Source organism: Sphingobacterium prati (assembly GCF_013167215.1).
Classification (GTDB): Bacteria; Bacteroidota; Bacteroidia; order Sphingobacteriales; family Sphingobacteriaceae; genus Sphingobacterium; species Sphingobacterium prati.
In genome coordinates this window covers 186,387-205,799 of record NZ_JABJWY010000034.1, presented here as the reverse complement: position 1 = coordinate 205,799, position 19,413 = coordinate 186,387, and the positions used below count along the sequence as shown (strand labels likewise).

Here is a 19,413-nt window from a genome sequence, read left to right as displayed (position 1 = left end):
ACATAGGTTCAAATACGATTACTACGTTATATTGAACGCTTATGACAAAATGAATGAATTTCTGCCATCCTGTCCTACAATCGCTATTTGGAACACAGATTGTACATTAATCACCAAAATCATAAAATTAAATAGCAACATACAAATTATGAATCCAGAAAAAGGTAGTATTTCAATCCACACGGAGAACATATTTCCCGTAATCAAAAAATTCTTATACTCAGATAATGAGATTTTCTTGCGCGAACTGGTATCTAATGCAGTTGATGCTTCCCAAAAGATTAAACGTTTGGCATCTTTGGGGCAATACAATGGCGAAACAGGTGAGTTAATCGTAGATGTGAAGTTTGATGAGGCGGCCAAAACCATTACGATTTCAGACAATGGTATTGGTATGACTGCCGAAGAAATCAAAAAATATATTAATCAAATCGCATTTTCGGGAGCAACAGAATTCATGGAGAAATTCAAGGAAGCTAACGATGCAAATGAGATTATTGGTCGCTTTGGATTAGGATTCTATTCTGCATTTATGGTGGCAGACACCGTAGAAATTCAATCGTTATCCTACCAAGATGGAGCCGAACCAGCGCATTGGACATGTGACGGTAGTACTTCTTACGAAATTTCAACAGGCACTAGAAAAACACGTGGTACAGACATCATTTTGCATATCAATGACGAGTCCACAGAGTTTTTGAGTCAAGCTCGTCTGCAGGACATCTTGGACAAATATGCCAAGTTCCTTCCTATCCCAATTCGTTTTGGCACGAAGACAAGCTCTGAGCCAGATGGAGAAGATGAGGAAGGTAAACCAAAATATAAATCTGTAGAAGTTGACAATATCATCAACAATACAAATCCAGCCTGGACAAAGTCCCCTTCAGAGTTAAAAGACGAGGATTATTTAGCTTTCTATCGCGAATTATATCCTTATTCGATGGATGAGCCATTGTTTTGGATCCACCTTAACGTAGATTATCCATTTAACCTGACTGGTATTCTTTACTTCCCTAAAGTGAAAAACGAGCTGGAAATCCAACGCAACAAAATCAAGCTTTACTCTAGACAGGTATTTATTACCGATGAAGTAAAGGATATTGTACCGGAATTCCTGATGTTACTTCATGGGGTAATTGATTCTCCGGATATTCCATTGAATGTCTCACGCTCTTTCTTACAGGCAGATAGCAATGTCAAGAAGATCAACAGCTATATTACCAAAAAAGTTGCGGATAAATTAAATGAAATATTCAAAAATGACCGCAAAGGTTTTGAAGAAAAATGGACAGACATTGGCTTGTTTATCAAATATGGTATGCTAAGCGATGAAAAATTTGCAGAAAAAGCGAGTGATTTCTGCCTAGTAAAAAATACGAGCAACGCAAGTTTTACAATCAAGGAATACTATGAAAAAGTAAAAGATATTCAAGTCGATAAAGATGGTAATATTGTTTACTTATATACACATGATGCTGCTCAGCAAGACGGTTTTATCCAAACAGCGTTAAACAAAGGCTACGATGTTTTGGTACTTGATGGCCCACTTGATACACATTTCACCTCCTATCTGGAACAAAAAGGAGGCGAAAAGGTACAGCTTAAACGTGTAGACGCAGATGTGATCGACAAGCTAATTCAAAAAGATGAGAAGATCGAACTTTCATTATCCGAAGAGGAATCCAAAAAAGCTTTGGAAGTTTTCGAAAAAGCGATTTCGCGTCAGGATATGAAAGTTGAGGTAGATGCCCTTCGTGAGGGCGACTTACCCGTATCCGTTACTATAGATGAGTTTATGCGTCGTATGAAAGATATGGCCAAAACTGGCGGTGGGGGTATGAACTTTTATGGTTCATTACCGGATAATTACAAAGTAACGGTTAACGGCAATCACCCGTTGATCAAAAGAATATTATCTTCTTCTGATGAAGAAAGTGCGAAACTGGCGAAACAAGCTTTTGATTTAGCACTCTTGTCAAGAGGCCTGTTATCTGGTGCAGATCTAACATCTTTTGTAAAAAGAAGTGTTGAGATGATCTAATATCACAGTAACTGTATAAAAAAAGCGATCACCCGACTAGAGTGATCGCTTTTTTTATACTTTTTGATTCAATTACCTAACAAAAATCGACCTGAATTTAAGTGAAAATCTCAAATCACGTCCTACGGGCTATTACAATCGTTTTTTATTAAAATTTAATAAACTAATCTTCACCTAGTTGACTTTAATACCTGTTTTTTTTCATTTAAATATTTGGAGGGAATAGGGTTTAATCGTACTTTTGTATCATCAAAATCACGGTAGGTATAGCTCAGTTGGTTAGAGCACTAGATTGTGGTTCTAGGGGTCGTCGGTTCGAGCCCGATTACTTACCCGAAAAGGGCAAATCAAAACAAATTGGTTTGCCCTTTTTCCATTTTTGTACTTTCTATATCTTTACTCCACAACACGACAATTTACTTCCCTATCCATAACTTGCAACATGAACACTTTTTAGGAGAAATGGGGGCTGTTTAATAGATTTGTGCCAATAGCCACTTTTTATTTGCGAGCCTACGGAGAGATTAAGGACAACTTTAGATTCCCAAGGGCCAGATCTCGTCGATAAAAATATTATCATGAATCTGTCGCGATTAGCACAGGCCCACAGCTTTGAAATCTTTCCTGATCCAACGATAATATCGTCCTCTATGGCCATTCCCGCGCAGTTCGAGCCAACCAAGAGCATGCAGCAATTTAATTGTGGAGTACAAAGTTGCCCAACTGATATGCTGTATTGTTCGTAATTCAACATAGAGGTCGTCAATGTTGTCAATAATAACTTTGCGCCACAAATGCTTGATAATATGTAGGCGTTGAGGTGTTAATTTGTGTCCATTACTTGTTAATGAGCTGATTAAAACTTCCATATCTCTTATACTATAAATAGTAGCGTCCGATGACCTGGTTCTCTCCCATATCTTACCATCCAACTCTATATTATATATTGCATAAGTTGTAAAATACCGAAGGTAAAAAACTATCCCCCAAATGAATAATACACAATAAACTAATAATCAGCTGAATAAAATTCATCAAACTATTGCACATAGCTCATCATTTTTCAAGAATTATTTTGTCTTTGATCATATTAAGTGATACTACATGAAGTGACTCTTAAGAACGAAAACAACTGGATATCTTTACTTGAGTAAGAAGTGTACTTCTTTAGATCTCCTAAATCCGGAGTATTTCGCTGGCCTATTGTGATCACAGATTTGTAATGAACAATGATGGTATTTAGGTATGGATAGGCAAGATCCAGATAAATTGGACAGCAAATGTGATTTTCCCAAAGAAAAATCAATCCAAATATGTAAGGATCGATCTAAAATAAGGCAAGATATACTTATATTTATATCCAGACCCCACTTCGGTCCAACAGTTCGTAGATGTAATTACAAAAAGAATATTCAACAGCAAATAACCTTGCTTCAACAAGATCATATAAAAATGAAAAATACCAAGATCAATACCGGAATTTTAAGCTTTGGTATGTCGGGTCGCGTCTTTCACGCACCTTTCATCCATAGCAATCCACATTTTAACTTAGTCGCCGTTGTCGAACGGTCACAGAAAATAGCGCAAGACCTTTATCCCGAAATCAAAAGCTATGATACCGTAGATCAGTTATTGGCAGACGATACGATAGCACTGGTGATTGTAAACACGCCAAATCATACACACTTTGAGTTCGCGACAGAGGCCCTAAAAGCAGGAAAACATGTCCTGATCGAAAAACCAGCCGTGGAAAATATAACGCAGTTCAATGAACTTTCCGAGGTCAGCAAAAAAAGTGGAAAGCGGATTTTCTTTTATCAAAACAGACGTTATGACAGCCATTTTCTCGATGTAAAGAAAGTTATTGAAAGTGGCAATCTTGGTAAACTGACCGAAGTATCTTTCCGCTTCGACCGCTATAAAATGGAATTAGGTCAAAAATATTTCAAGGAAAACAACCAATATATCTCGAGTGGTCTCACCTATGATCTGGGGCCTCATATTATAGATCAGGCTATTTCGCTTTTCGGAAAACCATTGAAATTTAGCAAAACAACTTCAATTAATCGACCCGACTCCCAAGTAGCAGACTACTTCCATTATCATTTACGCTACCCCAATGAACTGAATGTATTTCTAACGGGGAGCCTTGCTGTGGCCGATCCCTTGCCCGCTTTTGTGGTAAATGGTACCAAAGGAAGCTTCATAAAAACGATGGCTGATGTGCAAGAACAGCAATTGATAGATGGCATGCTTCCCAATAATCCAGCCTACGGTGTCGAACCGAATGGCAGTGAGGGTAAACTGGTGACTATCGACAACACAAATCAAAAGCATATTTCTTATCCGCTTCCACATAGAGGAGATTATAATCTATTATTTAACGACATCTATGAGAATCTTGTTAATGAGGTCGAATATCCAATTACAATGGACCATATTAGATGGCAAATTGAAATGTTATCTGCCGATAACAACTTGTAGCATACAGCATCAATCAGACAAGCCTAAAGACTCAAGCACAAAAGCAGCAGCTTTTAACACAAAAAACCATCCCAATTAAATTGGGATGGTCCTCTCCTGTTTATATTGCCAATATGAATTTTTATGCATTAAAAACTAATAGTTTAGCAAAGTCTTTCACAAATGGATTTTGCACTGAAATCGATTTAAAACAGCTCGAATTTGAGTCCCAGTTGATATTGTTCAATATCCGCAGTCCAATTGTCTATGATATCATTTGTTCTATTAAATTTTCGATACCGAAAATAAACCTTACCCAATTCTGCACCTAAACTGTAACCTGTTCTCGGTTTACTACGAAATGCGTTCTCTCCGTTGTTGAGTTTGTAACGGTCATCATTGAGCAAAAAATTGAAATCCAGTCCCCCCATAATCGCAATTGTACGGGTAAAATTCACCTTTAGATACAACGGTACACTCATATATTTCAATTTTCTGGTTCCGGCTCCTATTCCATATTCACTTTCTGCAGTCCGATCATTATTACGGATCCGCATTAAATTATACACTGGTTCGGCTTGCAACGCTATGTTTTTGTTAAAATGATAACGAAGATCCCCTCCGATCTGAAAACCGATTCTTTTACCAGGACGAAAAGCCGAACCATTTGTACCAGATAGATTCCCGCCGGCCCTAAACCCCATTCCAAATTGCGCTAACGCTTTGTGTGTACACAACATTCCAAAAATTACAGTTACGGCAAATACTATTTTCATTCTTTTGTTGACTAGCATACAATGTTATTTACGATATCAGCTTCTCACAACAATCCATCCAACATAACTGCATGTATATTTTAACAAAGCACCTTCATAGTGAACAGGAGGAGAAAACTTACAGACAATCTATTTCCAGAGAAATAAATTGCTATTTAGAATAAAGCTAAAAGAAAAATAAATACAAATTGGCAAAATTATACGAACATCGTTATTTGATATACGAACAGGCTAATTCTTGCCAAACAGGGCCATTTAGTCTATATATGTACTCGGTTCGATGTGGATCATAACATGACCAAGGTCGGGTATATGTTCGATCAGATAGTCTTTGAGCTCATGAGCCAGTGCATGACCTTCTTTCACCGTGATCTCACTATCCACAATCGCATGTAGGTCGACGTGGTATTTTGTTCCCGACTTTCGAACATAGCATTTCTCCGTCGCTTTTATACCCGCTACCTCCAAAGCATATTTTCTGATTTCCTCGATCACTTCCTCGTAAACATTTTCATCCATGATTTCACCAAGAGCAGGTCTGAAAATATGGTAACAATTATACAAAATAAATCCGGCGGCAAATAACGCAGCATAATCATCCGCATTCTCGTATCCCTTACCTAATACTAAAGCGATAGATATACCTATAAAAGCCGCCACCGAAGTAATCGCATCACTTCGATGATGCCATGCGTCCGCTTTTAGCGAAGAACTATTGGTCTCCCGACTTTTTTTCATCACAATTCTGTAAGAACTTTCTTTCCAGATAATGATTCCTCCGAGAACGAATAATGTCCAGGACTTCGGTAGTTCATGGGGTGTCCCAATATTTTCTATACTTTCATAGGCAATGATCGTAGCTGATACGATGAGAAAGCCGACAACGATAAACGTAATAAGTGGCTCTACCCTTCCATGGCCATAGGGATGATTTTCATCAGCAGGCCGCTGGGCATATTTTAATCCAAGAAGAACTAAAAAGGAAGAAAAAATATCGGCAGTGGATTCAATGGCATCTGCTATAAGTGCGTATGAATTTCCAAAAAAACCCGCCAACCACTTCAGCAAAGCCAACATTGTATTTCCGATAATACTGAAATAGGTAATTTTTATTGCTGTTTGCTCTTTAATTTGGGACATATCATTATTGCTGTGATCTATTACGAAGGTAATATTTTTATAGTCAACTGTAAAGAAAGTATATAATTCAATGTTGTGACATACTACCAAAAGTTTTCAATAATTTTAATACAAAATTATTGTGGCTTAAAATTTTTACAGGCTATGTCTGAGATTGTAAACGAATACACTAAGTTTGGTCCTCTATTCTTGGTCGATGAAGAACACTATCCTGAATTTTGTAGTTATCTCAAATCGGCAACCTATAAAAAGTCCGATTTCTTTTTGAAAGAAGGCGAAAAATGTCAATACGTAGGTTTTTTAAAAACCGGTTTTATGCGAACGTTTTATATCAATGATAACGGAGAAGATGTAACATTCAATTTCCATTTTGACAATTACTTTTTTACGGATTATGAAAGTATTCTTTGTGATACCAAGTCTCGTATGAATATTAAAGCGGTATCCGATACTGAGGTCGCTTCACTAGCAACCCATCCAAACGAAATTACAGCATTGATCAAAGAGGCGGTTGAAGCAGTATCTTAGGTCAAAAATCATAAAAAGAGCTAAATAGGCGTTAAATCTACTTAGCTCTTTTTAGTCCTTGCGACTTTCGTTATCCTCTAGTGCTCTACTGACGTTAATTTGCCTTTGTCAATTCCTCTAAAGCCTTGGCAATCTCAGGAGCTGCATAGTCTCTACTCCCCTCCAAACGTTCTACAATTTGTCCATTTTTGTCCAAAATCACCGTTGTAGGAATGGATCCACCCAAAAATTCTGGTGGGATTTCTCCTGCTGCGGTATATTGTGGTAAATCATATTTGTTCTCCTCCATAAAGGCCGCTGATTGCTCAATATCATTGTCGACATCCACCATTAAGAATGCTATATTTTTGTTGTCTTTGAATCCCTGCCGTAAGGTGTTAATGGACGGCATTTCATGTATACATGGTGGACACCAAGTAGCCCAAAAATTGATAAAGACAACCTTCCCTCTTAAATCACTTAGTTTAACAACATTACCGGCTTTATCTTTGAAGGAAACGTCGGCCACTTTTGGCTCCTCAACTTCTTTAACAGCTTGAGCTTGCTCTTTTTCTGTTTTGGGTTTGTTACCATCTGCCGAGTTCCCACAGGCAGTCAAAACACTTGCTGCAATAATAAAAAGTCCAAAACCTGTTATAATCCTATTAAATTTTATATTCATTATTATATATGTAAATTACTATATTTTAATTTTTTATATACTAATACTAAAATCCGCCAACGGTTTATTTTTTCTTTATCTCAATAGTCCCTCACCGTGTAAAAACAGATGAATATCAAGACTATCTCTTAGCGAAGGCAGTGCTGATTAAAAAAGAATTCTAAATTCGTAATGTTCGATATTGGAGAAAAATAGGTAAAGTATGCGCAATCTTCTGACGCCCGTTTCGACTATGCGACAGTTGCAGGTGCTCCTGTATGCTAAAAGGATAAGATGACCTAAGGATTAGCACATCATCTGGTAAAAGAAGAGCTTCCTGTACAAAGCTTAGTCGGGCATTTCCACTATCTACCGACTCACTACAGCGCTCAAATCTAGTATCAAGGGGTAAGGCCCGATCTGCTATGCGCCCCTGTTCCGTATTGATCGGTAGCCCTGCGAGACTTTTGATCCCATTTTTTATTGGACAGGATGTGAGCAATAATAGAATAAACATTACCAAAATAGTAATGTATCGTCCATAGCTGCTGAGAATATTAGATTTAATGCTGCCCATTAATGGCTAAAATAAGCTTATTTGCGCAAGCACACAAGTAGCTTAGACTATTTTATTTATTTTTCAAGACCATTGCTTATCTTTAATAGATATCTTACATAATGAAAACTCTCCATGGAAAGATTGACTATACCCTTCAAAAAAAGCATCCTTTTATTCTGTCTACTGGCACTGATTGTTCAGGCAAGTTTTAGCCAGAACAAACCAACCATGTTTGATCAAGTTTATGCGCAGATTAAACTCAAAAACTTTTTCCGCGCGCGGGATCTCTTTGATTCATCTAAAAATGATATAGATGCTGAAAAACAAAACATTATCCTGATTTTATTAAACAATGCTTTTAACAAACCTCTCGAATCCAACCAGAAAATCACCACGTTTTTTCGATCCAAATCTGCTCTACCAGATTCCCTAATACTAAAAATATACCGTGTCCAGGAAGACAATTTTGTTAAACTACATGACTATGCACAGGCGAAACGGTTGGTATTGAAAATAATTAATGAATACAAACAACAGCTCTCTATCGATGAAAAGAACGATCTGGAAAATAATCTAAAGATCTGGACAGCCCTTGCTGCTGTAAATCCGCAAAAAACTATTATTAATTCCGATACCCGAATCAAAATAGAAAGAGATAAAGCTGGTCTAAAAAATCTACCTGTACGTACCAATGATACAAGTACAAATTTTATTTTTGATACAGGGGCAAATTTATCCACCGTTTCCCTGTCTACCGCCAAGCGATTAGCTATGCAGATTATTCCTACAAATATAGATGTAGATGCAATCACCGGTATCTCAATCAAAGCAAACCTCGCTGTCTGTAAAAAGCTGAGTTTGGGTAATATCAGTATTGAGAATGCTGTTTTTCTTGTTTTTGCAGATAGCGCTCTTCATTTTCCACAACTCAATTATCAAATTAACGGCATCCTGGGATACCCCGTTATTGAATCGCTCAAAGAGGTACAGCTTACACAGAACGATTATTTTATCGTCCCTAAAGTAGAAACAAAAAACGAGGGCTTATCCAATTTAGCCATAGATGGTCTGTCTCCGCTTATAGATATAGAAGGCCAACATTTTACATTTGATACCGGAGCTGAACAGACAATACTTTATGCCCCCTATTATGAGGAATATAAAGAGAAATTTGACCAGCAATATTCCACTACCAAGATTAGGATGGGTGGTGCGGGAGGAACAACTGAATATGATGGATTTAAAATTGATCCGGTTTTCCGGGTGATGGGAAAATCGATTTCACTGAAAAATGTGAGTTTACTCAAAACGCCAATTAATAAAGAGACAGTTTACGGCAATGTTGGCCAAGATTTAATCCGTCAATTTGGAAAAATGACAATCAATTTTGATCGAATGTATATACGTTTTGATTAAAAACTTTTTCTACCTCATAACAGCATTCCTACAATGTAAAAAGTCGTCCTTTATTCGGGACGACTTTTTTTAGTTCCGCATTCAATTTATGCAGAATGTGACGTTGCAATGAAGCCTTTTCTTTTGATGATTTCTATAACCTCTTCTTCAGAGATACCTTTCGATTTCACCGTTAGAATTTTATCACTATTTGATGTATCGACGCTCCATTCACAGATCCCTGCTGCATTGTCTAAATCGGCACTTACTTTGGATACACAGCCACCACAGTTAAGGTTCGTTTTGAATTGAATATTTTTGCTTTCCATGTTATTTAATTTTAAAGTTATTGTTTACTATTTACTATCTATTTTTTCCATTTTAAACGTAAGCTGTTGCTCACTACACTAACACTGCTCAAGGCCATTGCTGCTCCTGCAAGCATAGGATTCAAAAGAAAGCCATTAATCGGGAAGAGTATACCCGCAGCGACAGGAATACCGATCACATTGTATATAAAAGCCCAAAAAAGGTTTTGCTTGATGGTGGCCACCGTTTGTTTCGACAAGCGGATTGCTTGCGGTATTTTAGTCAAGTCCGAAGAGATGATGGTCATTTTCGCCACATCCATAGCAATATCACTCCCTTTACCCATCGCTATACTGACATCCGCAGTTGCCAAGGCGGTACTGTCGTTAATACCGTCACCGACCATCGCCACTACCTTTCCCCGCTGTTGGAGGTCTCTTACGAAATCAGCTTTATATTGCGGCATCACTTCTGCTTTATAATGCTTAATGCCTGTCTGTTCTGCAATAGCTTTGGCAGTCGATTCATTATCACCTGTAAGCATATAAAGCTCAATACCCATGGCCTGCATCTCTTGAATGGCCAATACCGAGGTCTCCTTAATTTTATCAGCAATAGCAATGACTGCTAGTGCTTGGGTACTGTTGGCAAACCAGATGACAGTTTTCGACTCCTCACTCCATTGTTCTGCCTGATCCTGCAATTGCTCTGCGACGGTGATACCATTTTCAACCAATAGTTTCCTGTTACCAACATAGTAAGTCTCGAGACCATGATTGGCTTTCGCCCCTTTCCCGGTAATACTGTCAAATGCCGATATTGACGTCACTACTACACCTTCAAGATGGTTGACTACAGCTTCCGCAAGCGGATGTTCAGATTGCTTCTCTATACTTAATAATATAGCATTTGTCGTATCATCGTCATTCAACCATTGGACACCTGTTACCTGTGGTCTGCCTTCAGTAATTGTTCCAGTCTTATCTAAGACAATTGCATTGAGACGCTTGGCGAGCTCTAGGCTCTCCGCATCTTTAATCAGGATACCTTGCTCCGCCCCTTTTCCAACCCCCACCATAATCGCTGTAGGTGTTGCTAAGCCAAGCGCACAAGGACAGGCTATAACTAATACTGTTACAGCAGCCAACAGACCTTGTACCACACCATTTTCACCACCCAGAATAAGCCATAATACAAAGGTAGATAGGGCAATACCAATCACCACCGGAACAAATATTCCGGCAATCTTATCGACCATCTTTTGCACTGGAGCCTTGCTACCCTGGGCGTCTTGAACCATTTTTATGATCTGCGCCAACATCGTTTCCTTACCTACTTTGACCGCTTTAAATTGAAAGCTACCTTTCTGGTTAATTGTACCAGCAAACACCTTTTCGTTTTCTTTTTTGAACACCGGAATCGGCTCTCCACTCAACATGCTTTCATCAACATAGGAATCGCCCAAAATAACCATTCCATCCACAGCAATCTTTTCACCGGGTTTTACCAAGATAATATCACCTGCTTTTACGGCTTCTATTGCAACTTGTATTTCAGATCCGTCAGGTTGTATGACCATGACTGTTTTGGGTTGTAGCCCCATTAACTTTTTTATAGCCGAAGAAGTATTGCCTTTTGCTTTCTCTTCCAATAGTTTCCCAAGCAAGATAAAAGCAATAACCACTGCCGCAGCTTCGAAATATACGTGTGCATGCAATCCACGCTGATGCCAGAATTCAACAAATAACATATTGAAAACACTAAATATATAGGCGATCCCAGTGCTTAATGCAACCAGTGTATCCATATTTGCTGAACGATGCTTTGCTTGTTTCCATGCGTTAAGGAAAAAGTCTTTACCAAACCAGAGTACAACAGGTGTTGCAAAGAACCACATGATTGGATTTGCATATGGAGTATCCATAAAAAACATACCGATCACCACCACGGGAAGTGATAGGATAATTGCCCATATTGTTTTGCTTTTGAGTGTTCGGGATTTTTCGGCATGGATAGATTCCAACGTTTCTTGTTGCGTTGATTCGTCTTCCACTAATAGATCGTAACCACCTGCTTGTACAGCTTTTTGAATTTTAGCGGCATCAGTGATATTCGGGAGATATTCAACAGTCAAGTTTCCGGTAGCAAAATTTACAGAAGCATTCACTACACCAGATTCGTATTTTACCATACTTTCTGCACTCGCTGCACAGGAAGCACAAGTCATTCCTAGCACAGGAAATGTTTTGACTACTGTCGACACGCCATAGCCAAGATCCTTAACAGCTTTTACAGCATTGGCTACAACCTCATTATTTTTGACCGTAATAGCCGCCCTACGATTGTTCAGTTCAACTTTGTGGCTCTCTATCCCCTTTACCAAGGCCAACTCTTTTTCAACAATTAATGCGCAATGTTCGCTTTCTACATCCTCCAAAGGAATATAAATTGTTTCGTTATAATTATTTGTAGCCATATCTGTATGTATTAATCTTACATTACAAATTTGGCCACAAACCTGAAGTAAATCATTACAGAATTACGCAATTGATTTGTAATATTATGGCATACTTTCTATCCTAGGATTTCTAAATATGAGATCAAACTTTTAATCTGATCTAAGAGTAGATCCTGTTTATTGTATCCTAAGTCATTTTTAAGTGCTGCCTTAAATATATAGCAGTTAGTGATATCTTATCTTCCAGCAGATTAGCCACTGTTCCTTCAAAGAGCAGCTCACCACCATATTTGCCAGCTCCTGGACCAATATCGATCACCCAGTCCGCCTGAGCAATGATCTCAAGATTATGTTCGATCACAATAACAGTATTCCTATTTTTCACAAGTTCATCTATAAAGTTCAGTAGTTTTTGTGTATCAGATGGATGTAATCCCGTACTTGGTTCATCGAGCACTATTATACCGTTACTTTGGTTGAGTTCCCGTGTAAGCTTCAGGCGCTGTCGTTCACCACCTGAAAAGCTATCCAGTCGCTGTCCTAAGCTAAGATAACCTAGGCCAAGGTTGGATAACATGTTAAAAGTATCATGAAAGGACTCATCGGGAAAGAATAGAGCTGCCTCCGTGACAGTCATATTCATGACATCGACTATATTTTTACTCTTGTAATGATAATCTAGTACCAGTGCTGTGAATCCTGAACCACCACATAGCTCACAAGGTTGTTCAATATCATCCATAAAAGCCAGATCAATTTTCTCAACGCCCAATCCGTTGCAATTTTCACATGCCCCTAAACTATTCCTACTGAATAGTTTATCAGAGACCTTATTTGCTTTTGAAAAAAGCTTCCTGATCATATCTGATAAATTAAGATAAGTGAGCAGATTTGAACGTACACTGGCCGCAAAAAGTGCCTGATCAACTACTTTGATCTCTGGATAAAACATTGGCAATACTTTGTTGATCAGCGTACTCTTACCTGAACCGGCGACACCAGTAACAACAGAAAGCACCTGTTTGGGTATTCTTACATGGATATTTTTCAAATTATGCAAGCTCGCATTCTTTATTTCCAGATAACCTTGGGCCTTTCTTGGAGTCTGATTGAAATCGAAACATTGGCCAAAGTAAGATCCTGTTTTTCCTTTTGAATATTGCAGTCCTTCAAATTTGCCTTCGTAGACAATTTCACCACCAGATTTTCCCGATCCCGGCCCCATATCGACAACCCAATCCGCAATTCTAATTAAATCTGGATCGTGTTCTACAATAATTACAGTATTGCCCTTCTCTTTGATCTGTTGAATAATTGTTCCGATATTTTGCAAATCTTTGGGATGAAGACCAATACTCGGTTCATCAAAAATATAGAGCAAGTCAGTTAAACTATTACCGAGATTACGTACCATCTTAATACGTTGGGATTCTCCGCCAGATAAGGTATCTGTGCGTCTGTCCAAAGTCAGGTATTGAAGGCCAATAGTGGCTAAATCATGTAATTTCTTGCTCAGTTCATTTAACAATACCTGATAGGTTTTGGAATTTATTGCACCTATGAATTCGAGTAGCTCGTCCACGGAGAGTGATGCACAATCCGCGATGCTTTTACCCAATATTTTACACGATAGCACCTTTCTATTTAGCCTTGTGCCATTACATACAGGGCATTTTTTTGTGATTATAATATTTTTGAGAGCCTCTTTACGAGTTATATTCTCCTTCGAATCTTTTTTTAAGAATGCCTTTTCAATACGAGGAATTAAGCCTTCGTATTTCACAGTCTTTCCCCATTGTTTGTCAGGGAATCTGGGTTTATGTTCCGTCGCATTCAAAAGCATCTCCCATTCTGATTTGCTATAATTTTTTAATTTCTTGTCATTGTCAAAATATCCAGATAAAGTATATCGAGTTAGGCGCCATCCTCCGGGCTGAAATGTCGGAAATGCGATTGCACCTTCATTCAAAGATCTTTCCATATTCAAAAGTCGTGTAATGTCAAGGGTCTGCACAAAACCAAGTCCCTCACATTCACGGCACATACCCACTGGGTTGTTAAATGAAAATACATTGGAATATCCCACAAACGGAGCACCCATTCTAGAAAAAAGCAATCGCAATGAACTATAGATATCTGTAGCTGTGCCTACCGTGGAACGGGCGTTCCCACCTAGCCTTTTTTGATTGATAATAATAGGTACATTTAAGTGTTCAATCTTATCTACTTCTGGAACCCCGATGTGCTGCAAACGATTTCTGATAAAACTCGTCTGAGTCTCGTTAAACTGCCGCTGTGCTTCTGCTCCAATCGTTTCGAATACCAGAGACGATTTTCCTGAACCGGATACACCCGTGAAAACAGTGATCTCTCTTTTGGGAATGTTGAGCGAAATATTCTTCAGATTGTTTTGCTTTGCATTTACAATGACGATATAATCCATTTTAATTATCTTTGATATTGATTAACTTAGTTAAACATAATACTTAACAAAGTTAACTAAACTATTGTTTTATGAATAAGAGCGAAACTGATTTTTATCAGGTCTTTACAGACCTACAGTGTTTTATATTAGCCAATATGAACCGAGGAAATATACATGGGGTGACCGCCACACATTACAATATAATGGAATATATTTATAGAGGTCGTCAGGTTACTGGTAAGCAAATCGCTGAAGCCTTTCAAATAAGTCAGGCCGCTATTTCCAAGCAGCTTAAATTTTTAACCGAAAATAGGCTTATCAAGCAACAGCAATCGACAATAGATCGTAGATTTTTTGATCTTACCCTGACTGATCAAGGACGATATATCATTGATAATTCGGAAAACTTTAGGGAAAGTATTGCAAAAAAAGCCTCGCGCTCCTTGACAAAGGATGAATTAAAAACACTTACTTTACTTCTTCATAAGCTTATGCAACAGATAAAGGAGTAATACCATTATTGAAATTTATTGGTGCCATAATGTCTTATTTATACTTCAAATTTTTAGCTATTGACAAACAGTTGTCATTTCTATGATATAGCTTTGTTTTTAACTAAAGGCTTAGTCCAATGAAATTTTAGTCACCTTGTGTCCACATCTTCATTTAATATATATTTGAAGTATCTACAATATTTATGAGTCTTATTAAAGATATTTATTCCCTCGATTTCTATCAACTACTTGCGGATCAGTTTAGTCGCGTAAATCCCGATTTCAATAAAGAGCAATTTATTACAAGAATCTTCAGCGCTGATTTCAACGATATGGAATGGAAGCAAAGGACCAAACATACGACACAAACCTTGCACGAATTTATGCCATCCAATTTTCCCGAAGCAATCACCTTAATCACCCAAGTTGTTGAGAATCTAATTGCGGCAGGATATCGCGGTGGACTTGAATATATTATATTCCCCGACTACATCGAAACTTATGGTATTGATCATTTCGAAACAGCCGTGCGGTCGCTAGAAATAATTACACAATTCATCACTTGTGAATTTGCTGTTCGCCCTTTTATTATCAAATATAGAGAAGAGATGATCAGCGTAATGGAACACTGGGCGCAAAGCCCGAATGCACAAGTTCGCCGTTTGGCAAGCGAAGGTATTCGTCCACGACTACCATGGGCTATGGCCATCCCCTTTCTGAAGAAAGATCCAAGCCCGATTTTGCCGATTTTGGATTTACTAAAAAATGATGTATCAGAAATTGTAAGAAGAAGTGTCGCTAACAATTTAAACGATATCTCTAAAGATAACCCTGATATTTTGCTGACCATTGCGAAAAATTGGAAAGGGATCAGTAAAGATACAGACGGAATCATTAAACACGGCTGCCGCACATTACTTAAACAAGGGCATCCAGAGATTTTACACTATTATGGTTTGGACGGAACAGATTTTGAGGTTTCCGATCTACGCATTGAGACACCGTATGTAAAAATTGGTGAATATGTCTTTTTTTCATTTCAGATCGAAAATACACATGCGCAATCAAAACCACTCCGCTTGGAGTATGGATTATATTATCAAAAATCAAATGGTTTAATGTCCCGTAAAGTCTTTAAGATTAGCGAGAAGATCTATCTATCAGCTGAAAAAAATCGGATTGAACGCAGACAATCATTTAAAGTAATAACCACCAGAAAATTCTATATTGGTAAACATAAGATTTCCATTATTGTCAATGGCAGGGAAACATCGGAAATGGAATTTGACTTGATTTGATAATTCTCAAATAACATTTGCGCTGGTTGATTCGGGCTCCAAGTCTCAAGCTAAAACAAAGTGGGCAGTATGATGTTTTTATCCGTAGGTCTCTATTTGAGATGGTATTGATATAAACGTTCCACCGCAAACAACGCTATTATGAAGAAGCTACTTTTGGTTCTATTGTTATTGCTGGTTGTGATTTTTATTGGTTTAGTGATCAACACATTGCTCTTCCCTTTTACCAAGACAAAAAAATCCGATGCACAAGCATTCCAGCCCATAAGCAATGATAGCATCTTATCCCGATTAGCAGGGGGAATTAAAATACCATCCGTTTCCAATGGTGACCCCAATTTATTTGTATACGCCCCTTTTGATACTTTTAAGCAGTATATCGCAGCAAGTTATCCGCTTATTCACCAACAATTGGAGATCTATACAGTCCATTCCTATGGTTTAGTTTTTAAACTTAAGGGTAGCAATAGCAATTTATTACCACTCCTATTTTTGTCCCATTATGATGTTGTTCCTCCGGGGTCAGCTGAAATTAAAAACAAATCCGAACATGTTTTCCGTCCTTCAGACAAACCACTCCCCCCAGTTTCCACAATAGCAGAAGATTGGGATTATGCCCCTTTTTCTGGTGCAGTAGCAGATGGTCGGATTTATGGGCGCGGAACATTGGATATGAAAGGGATGCTCTTTTCATTACTTGAGGCCATGCAGCAAATATTGCGTGATGAACAAAGGCCTCAACGTGATATCTATCTTGCGTTTGGTTTTGATGAGGAAGTTGAGGGCGAACTTGGGGCAAGCAAAATTGCTGCAGATTTCCAGCGTAAGGGACTACGATTCGAAGCTGTCTACGATGAGGGTGGACTCATTATCGAGAAAGGATCTGTTAAAGGAGTTAATTCAGATGTCGCGCTAATTGGCTGTGCCGAAAAGGGGTTCCTGTCGTTAAAGGTTAAAGTTAAAGGTTTAGGTGGACATTCTTCAATGCCACCGTCTGAAACGGCCGTTGGCAAAGCCGCGGTGATCATGCAACGGCTCGAAGAACAGCCGATGAAACCAATAATCAGTCCACTTATTCAGCATTTTTTCCAACAGGTCGGTGGTTCAATGCCTTTTGTTTCGCGCTTTGCGATAGCAAATAGATGGTTGATGGAACCTATGCTACTTGCCCAGTTAACCAAAAATCATTCGACCAACGCCTTGGTACGCACCACCACAGCGCTGACGATGATGAAAGGCAGCGATGCTCCCAATGTACTGTCACCAGAAGTCGAATTTGTTGTTAATTTTAGGCTATTGCCCGAAAATACAATTCAGGAAGTTCAAGCACACGTTAAGAAAGCGACTGCGGGTTTTGATGTCGAAATAGAACAGGTCGATAATGCCCGAGAGGCCTCCAATGTATCTCCTAGTGATACAAAAGCCTATCAGATGATGGAAGCCTCCATCCGAAAGTTATACCCAGATCTTATTGTTACACCATACCTGACCGTCGGCGGTACAGATGCCGTCAAATACCAAGAGCTCAGCAGGAATATTTACCGATTTATGCCAATCAAAATCAATCATTCCGAACAGCAAAGCATGCACAGTACCAATGAATATATCAGTATCGAAAACTATATGAAAATGATTACATATTTCTATTATATTATGCGAAATTATGACGAGCAAATACCATCATCTAAATAATGGATATCTAGTGTAGCACTATGGTTTTCGGAATTTTATGCAAGTATGTAAGCGATTGCTATTAATTTCCGCTTTTAAAAGTCAAAAAATCACGTATGTTTGTAAGAACCACCGATTAAGCAATTGGAACCAAATTTAAAATCAGTAGTCTGGTTGGTTCTTTTTCGGTTCAGAAGCCTAATGGCATCTATTTCGAATAGCTTAACAACTTAATAGGAATATAACCAATAGATGCCCGATGGCATTCAAAATCTAAAATAATCCAGAATGAAAATTAAAATTTTAGTCTTCTCCATTTTATGTGTCCTCTTACATGGTAAGAGCATGGGCCAACAAAAGAATGCTCCATTGAAAATAGGTTTAATTGCAGACCCGCAATACGCTGATCAGGACACCAAAGGGAGTCGATTTTACCGCAATTCCCTTTCGAAATTAGATTCAGCAACGACAGCAATAAATGCAACTGGTGTGGATTTTACGGTTATGGTAGGAGACTTAGTCGATGTAGGGACAAAAGATTTGACTCCGGCTTTACGGCATCTGGACAAACTCAAGGCACCAGTTTACAATTTACTTGGCAACCATGATTATGTTGATGTGAAAGACGGCGCCACACTCTACAAGGCTTATCGCATGCCAGCCCCCTACTATACCGTAGAAAGAGGGCATTGGTTATTTATTCTCCTCAACACCAATGAACTTAGCGAATACGCAACATCAGCAACGTCAGCGGAGCACTCTGCTTGGCAAGCATTAAATAATCAGCTGAAACTCGAGCAACGACAAAATACACAACCATGGAATGGTGGCATCAGCACACAACAACTTGTATGGATGGAAAAACAGCTAAAAAAAGCAGAAAAAGAAGCTAAGAATGTCATCATCTTTACCCATCATCCCTTATTTCCAGAAAACGGACTTGAAACACTCAACAACAGGGATATACTGGCCGTAATTGAAAAATACCCTCGTGTCAAAGCAGTTATCTCAGGACATCATCATCCCGGTAACTTCGGCAACTATAAAGGGATTCCCATGATTACACTTGAAGGGATGATCGAAACCAGCAATGAAAATGCCTATGGGGTCTTGGAACTATACCTCCACCGAATAGACCTGAAAGGTCAGGGGCGTATGACCTCTAGAAAATTTGATTTTTAATAGCAGAATCACGCCAATATTGGATGACTTGTTA

General features: G+C 38.5%; 16 protein-coding genes and 1 tRNA gene. 9 read left to right on the top strand and 8 right to left on the bottom strand.

All coding sequences use genetic code 11. From position 1 onward, the window contains the following. Positions 1–148 precede the first annotated feature (148 nt). On the top strand, positions 149–2,041 hold the full coding sequence (gene htpG / locus HPC41_RS11055) for a molecular chaperone HtpG (RefSeq protein ID WP_172394080.1): 1,893 nt from the start codon (positions 149–151) through the stop codon (positions 2,039–2,041). A 260-nt stretch (positions 2,042–2,301) separates the two neighbouring features. Further along, positions 2,302–2,375: transfer RNA gene (locus HPC41_RS11050), tRNA-His, on the top strand. Positions 2,376–2,634: 259 nt separating this feature from the next. Here HPC41_RS11050 and HPC41_RS25800 read toward each other — a convergent pair. Next, positions 2,635–2,910, bottom strand: a complete 276-nt coding sequence (locus tag HPC41_RS25800; protein ID WP_172394079.1) for a transcriptional repressor — start codon at positions 2,908–2,910, stop codon at positions 2,635–2,637. A gap of 583 nt (positions 2,911–3,493) precedes the next feature. Here HPC41_RS25800 and HPC41_RS11040 point away from each other — a divergent pair. Beyond that, a complete protein-coding gene (locus HPC41_RS11040) occupies positions 3,494–4,525 on the top strand; it encodes a Gfo/Idh/MocA family oxidoreductase (protein ID WP_172394078.1) in 1,032 nt (343 codons plus the stop codon). 185 nt (positions 4,526–4,710) lie between these two features. Here HPC41_RS11040 and HPC41_RS11035 read toward each other — a convergent pair whose 3' ends face one another. Beyond that, on the bottom strand, positions 4,711–5,280 hold the full coding sequence (locus HPC41_RS11035; protein WP_172394077.1) for an outer membrane beta-barrel protein: 570 nt from the start codon (positions 5,278–5,280) through the stop codon (positions 4,711–4,713). A gap of 255 nt (positions 5,281–5,535) precedes the next feature. Continuing rightward, positions 5,536–6,420, bottom strand: coding sequence for a cation diffusion facilitator family transporter (locus tag HPC41_RS11030; RefSeq protein WP_172394076.1), 885 nt, complete (start codon positions 6,418–6,420; stop codon positions 5,536–5,538). A 144-nt stretch (positions 6,421–6,564) separates the two neighbouring features. Here HPC41_RS11030 and HPC41_RS11025 point away from each other — a divergent pair, with 144 nt between their 5' ends. Beyond that, entirely contained in the window at positions 6,565–6,948 is a 384-nt protein-coding gene (locus tag HPC41_RS11025) for a Crp/Fnr family transcriptional regulator (protein WP_172394075.1), read from the top strand. 94 nt (positions 6,949–7,042) lie between these two features. Here the strand turns inward: HPC41_RS11025 and HPC41_RS11020 are convergent, their stop codons facing one another. Then, on the bottom strand, positions 7,043–7,609 hold the full coding sequence (locus HPC41_RS11020) for a TlpA family protein disulfide reductase (protein ID WP_172394074.1): 567 nt from the start codon (positions 7,607–7,609) through the stop codon (positions 7,043–7,045). A gap of 160 nt (positions 7,610–7,769) precedes the next feature. Further along, positions 7,770–8,105, bottom strand: a complete 336-nt coding sequence (locus HPC41_RS11015; RefSeq protein ID WP_172394073.1) for a hypothetical protein — start codon at positions 8,103–8,105, stop codon at positions 7,770–7,772. Positions 8,106–8,279: 174 nt separating this feature from the next. Here HPC41_RS11015 and HPC41_RS11010 point away from each other — a divergent pair, with 174 nt between their 5' ends. Next, positions 8,280–9,563 carry a retropepsin-like aspartic protease gene (locus HPC41_RS11010; RefSeq protein WP_172394072.1) on the top strand — a complete coding sequence of 428 codons (1,284 nt, stop codon included), beginning with the start codon at positions 8,280–8,282 and terminating at the stop codon, positions 9,561–9,563. An 86-nt stretch (positions 9,564–9,649) separates the two neighbouring features. Here HPC41_RS11010 and HPC41_RS11005 read toward each other — a convergent pair whose 3' ends face one another. From HPC41_RS11005 to HPC41_RS10995, 3 genes are all read right to left on the bottom strand, one after another. Then, positions 9,650–9,871, bottom strand: a complete 222-nt coding sequence (locus HPC41_RS11005; RefSeq protein WP_172394071.1) for a hypothetical protein — start codon at positions 9,869–9,871, stop codon at positions 9,650–9,652. Positions 9,872–9,909: 38 nt separating this feature from the next. Continuing rightward, positions 9,910–12,327, bottom strand: a complete 2,418-nt coding sequence (locus HPC41_RS11000; protein WP_172394070.1) for a heavy metal translocating P-type ATPase — start codon at positions 12,325–12,327, stop codon at positions 9,910–9,912. A gap of 169 nt (positions 12,328–12,496) precedes the next feature. Further along, positions 12,497–14,752: an ATP-binding cassette domain-containing protein gene (locus HPC41_RS10995; RefSeq protein WP_172394069.1), complete on the bottom strand. Its 2,256-nt coding sequence runs from the start codon at positions 14,750–14,752 to the stop codon at positions 12,497–12,499. Positions 14,753–14,823: 71 nt separating this feature from the next. Here HPC41_RS10995 and HPC41_RS10990 point away from each other — a divergent pair, with 71 nt between their 5' ends. The 4 genes from HPC41_RS10990 to HPC41_RS10975 all read left to right on the top strand — a co-directional run bounded on the left by HPC41_RS10990 (position 14,824) and on the right by HPC41_RS10975 (position 19,379). Next, positions 14,824–15,246 (top strand): MarR family winged helix-turn-helix transcriptional regulator, encoded by a 423-nt coding sequence (locus HPC41_RS10990; RefSeq protein WP_172394068.1) that lies wholly within the window; start codon positions 14,824–14,826, stop codon positions 15,244–15,246. A gap of 185 nt (positions 15,247–15,431) precedes the next feature. Then, positions 15,432–16,526, top strand: a complete 1,095-nt coding sequence (locus HPC41_RS10985) for a DNA alkylation repair protein (protein WP_172394067.1) — start codon at positions 15,432–15,434, stop codon at positions 16,524–16,526. A gap of 141 nt (positions 16,527–16,667) precedes the next feature. Further along, positions 16,668–18,218 carry a M20/M25/M40 family metallo-hydrolase gene (locus tag HPC41_RS10980; RefSeq protein WP_172394066.1) on the top strand — a complete coding sequence of 517 codons (1,551 nt, stop codon included), beginning with the start codon at positions 16,668–16,670 and terminating at the stop codon, positions 18,216–18,218. A gap of 267 nt (positions 18,219–18,485) precedes the next feature. After that, positions 18,486–19,379 (top strand): metallophosphoesterase, encoded by an 894-nt coding sequence (locus HPC41_RS10975; RefSeq protein ID WP_172394065.1) that lies wholly within the window; start codon positions 18,486–18,488, stop codon positions 19,377–19,379. Positions 19,380–19,413 lie beyond the last annotated feature (34 nt).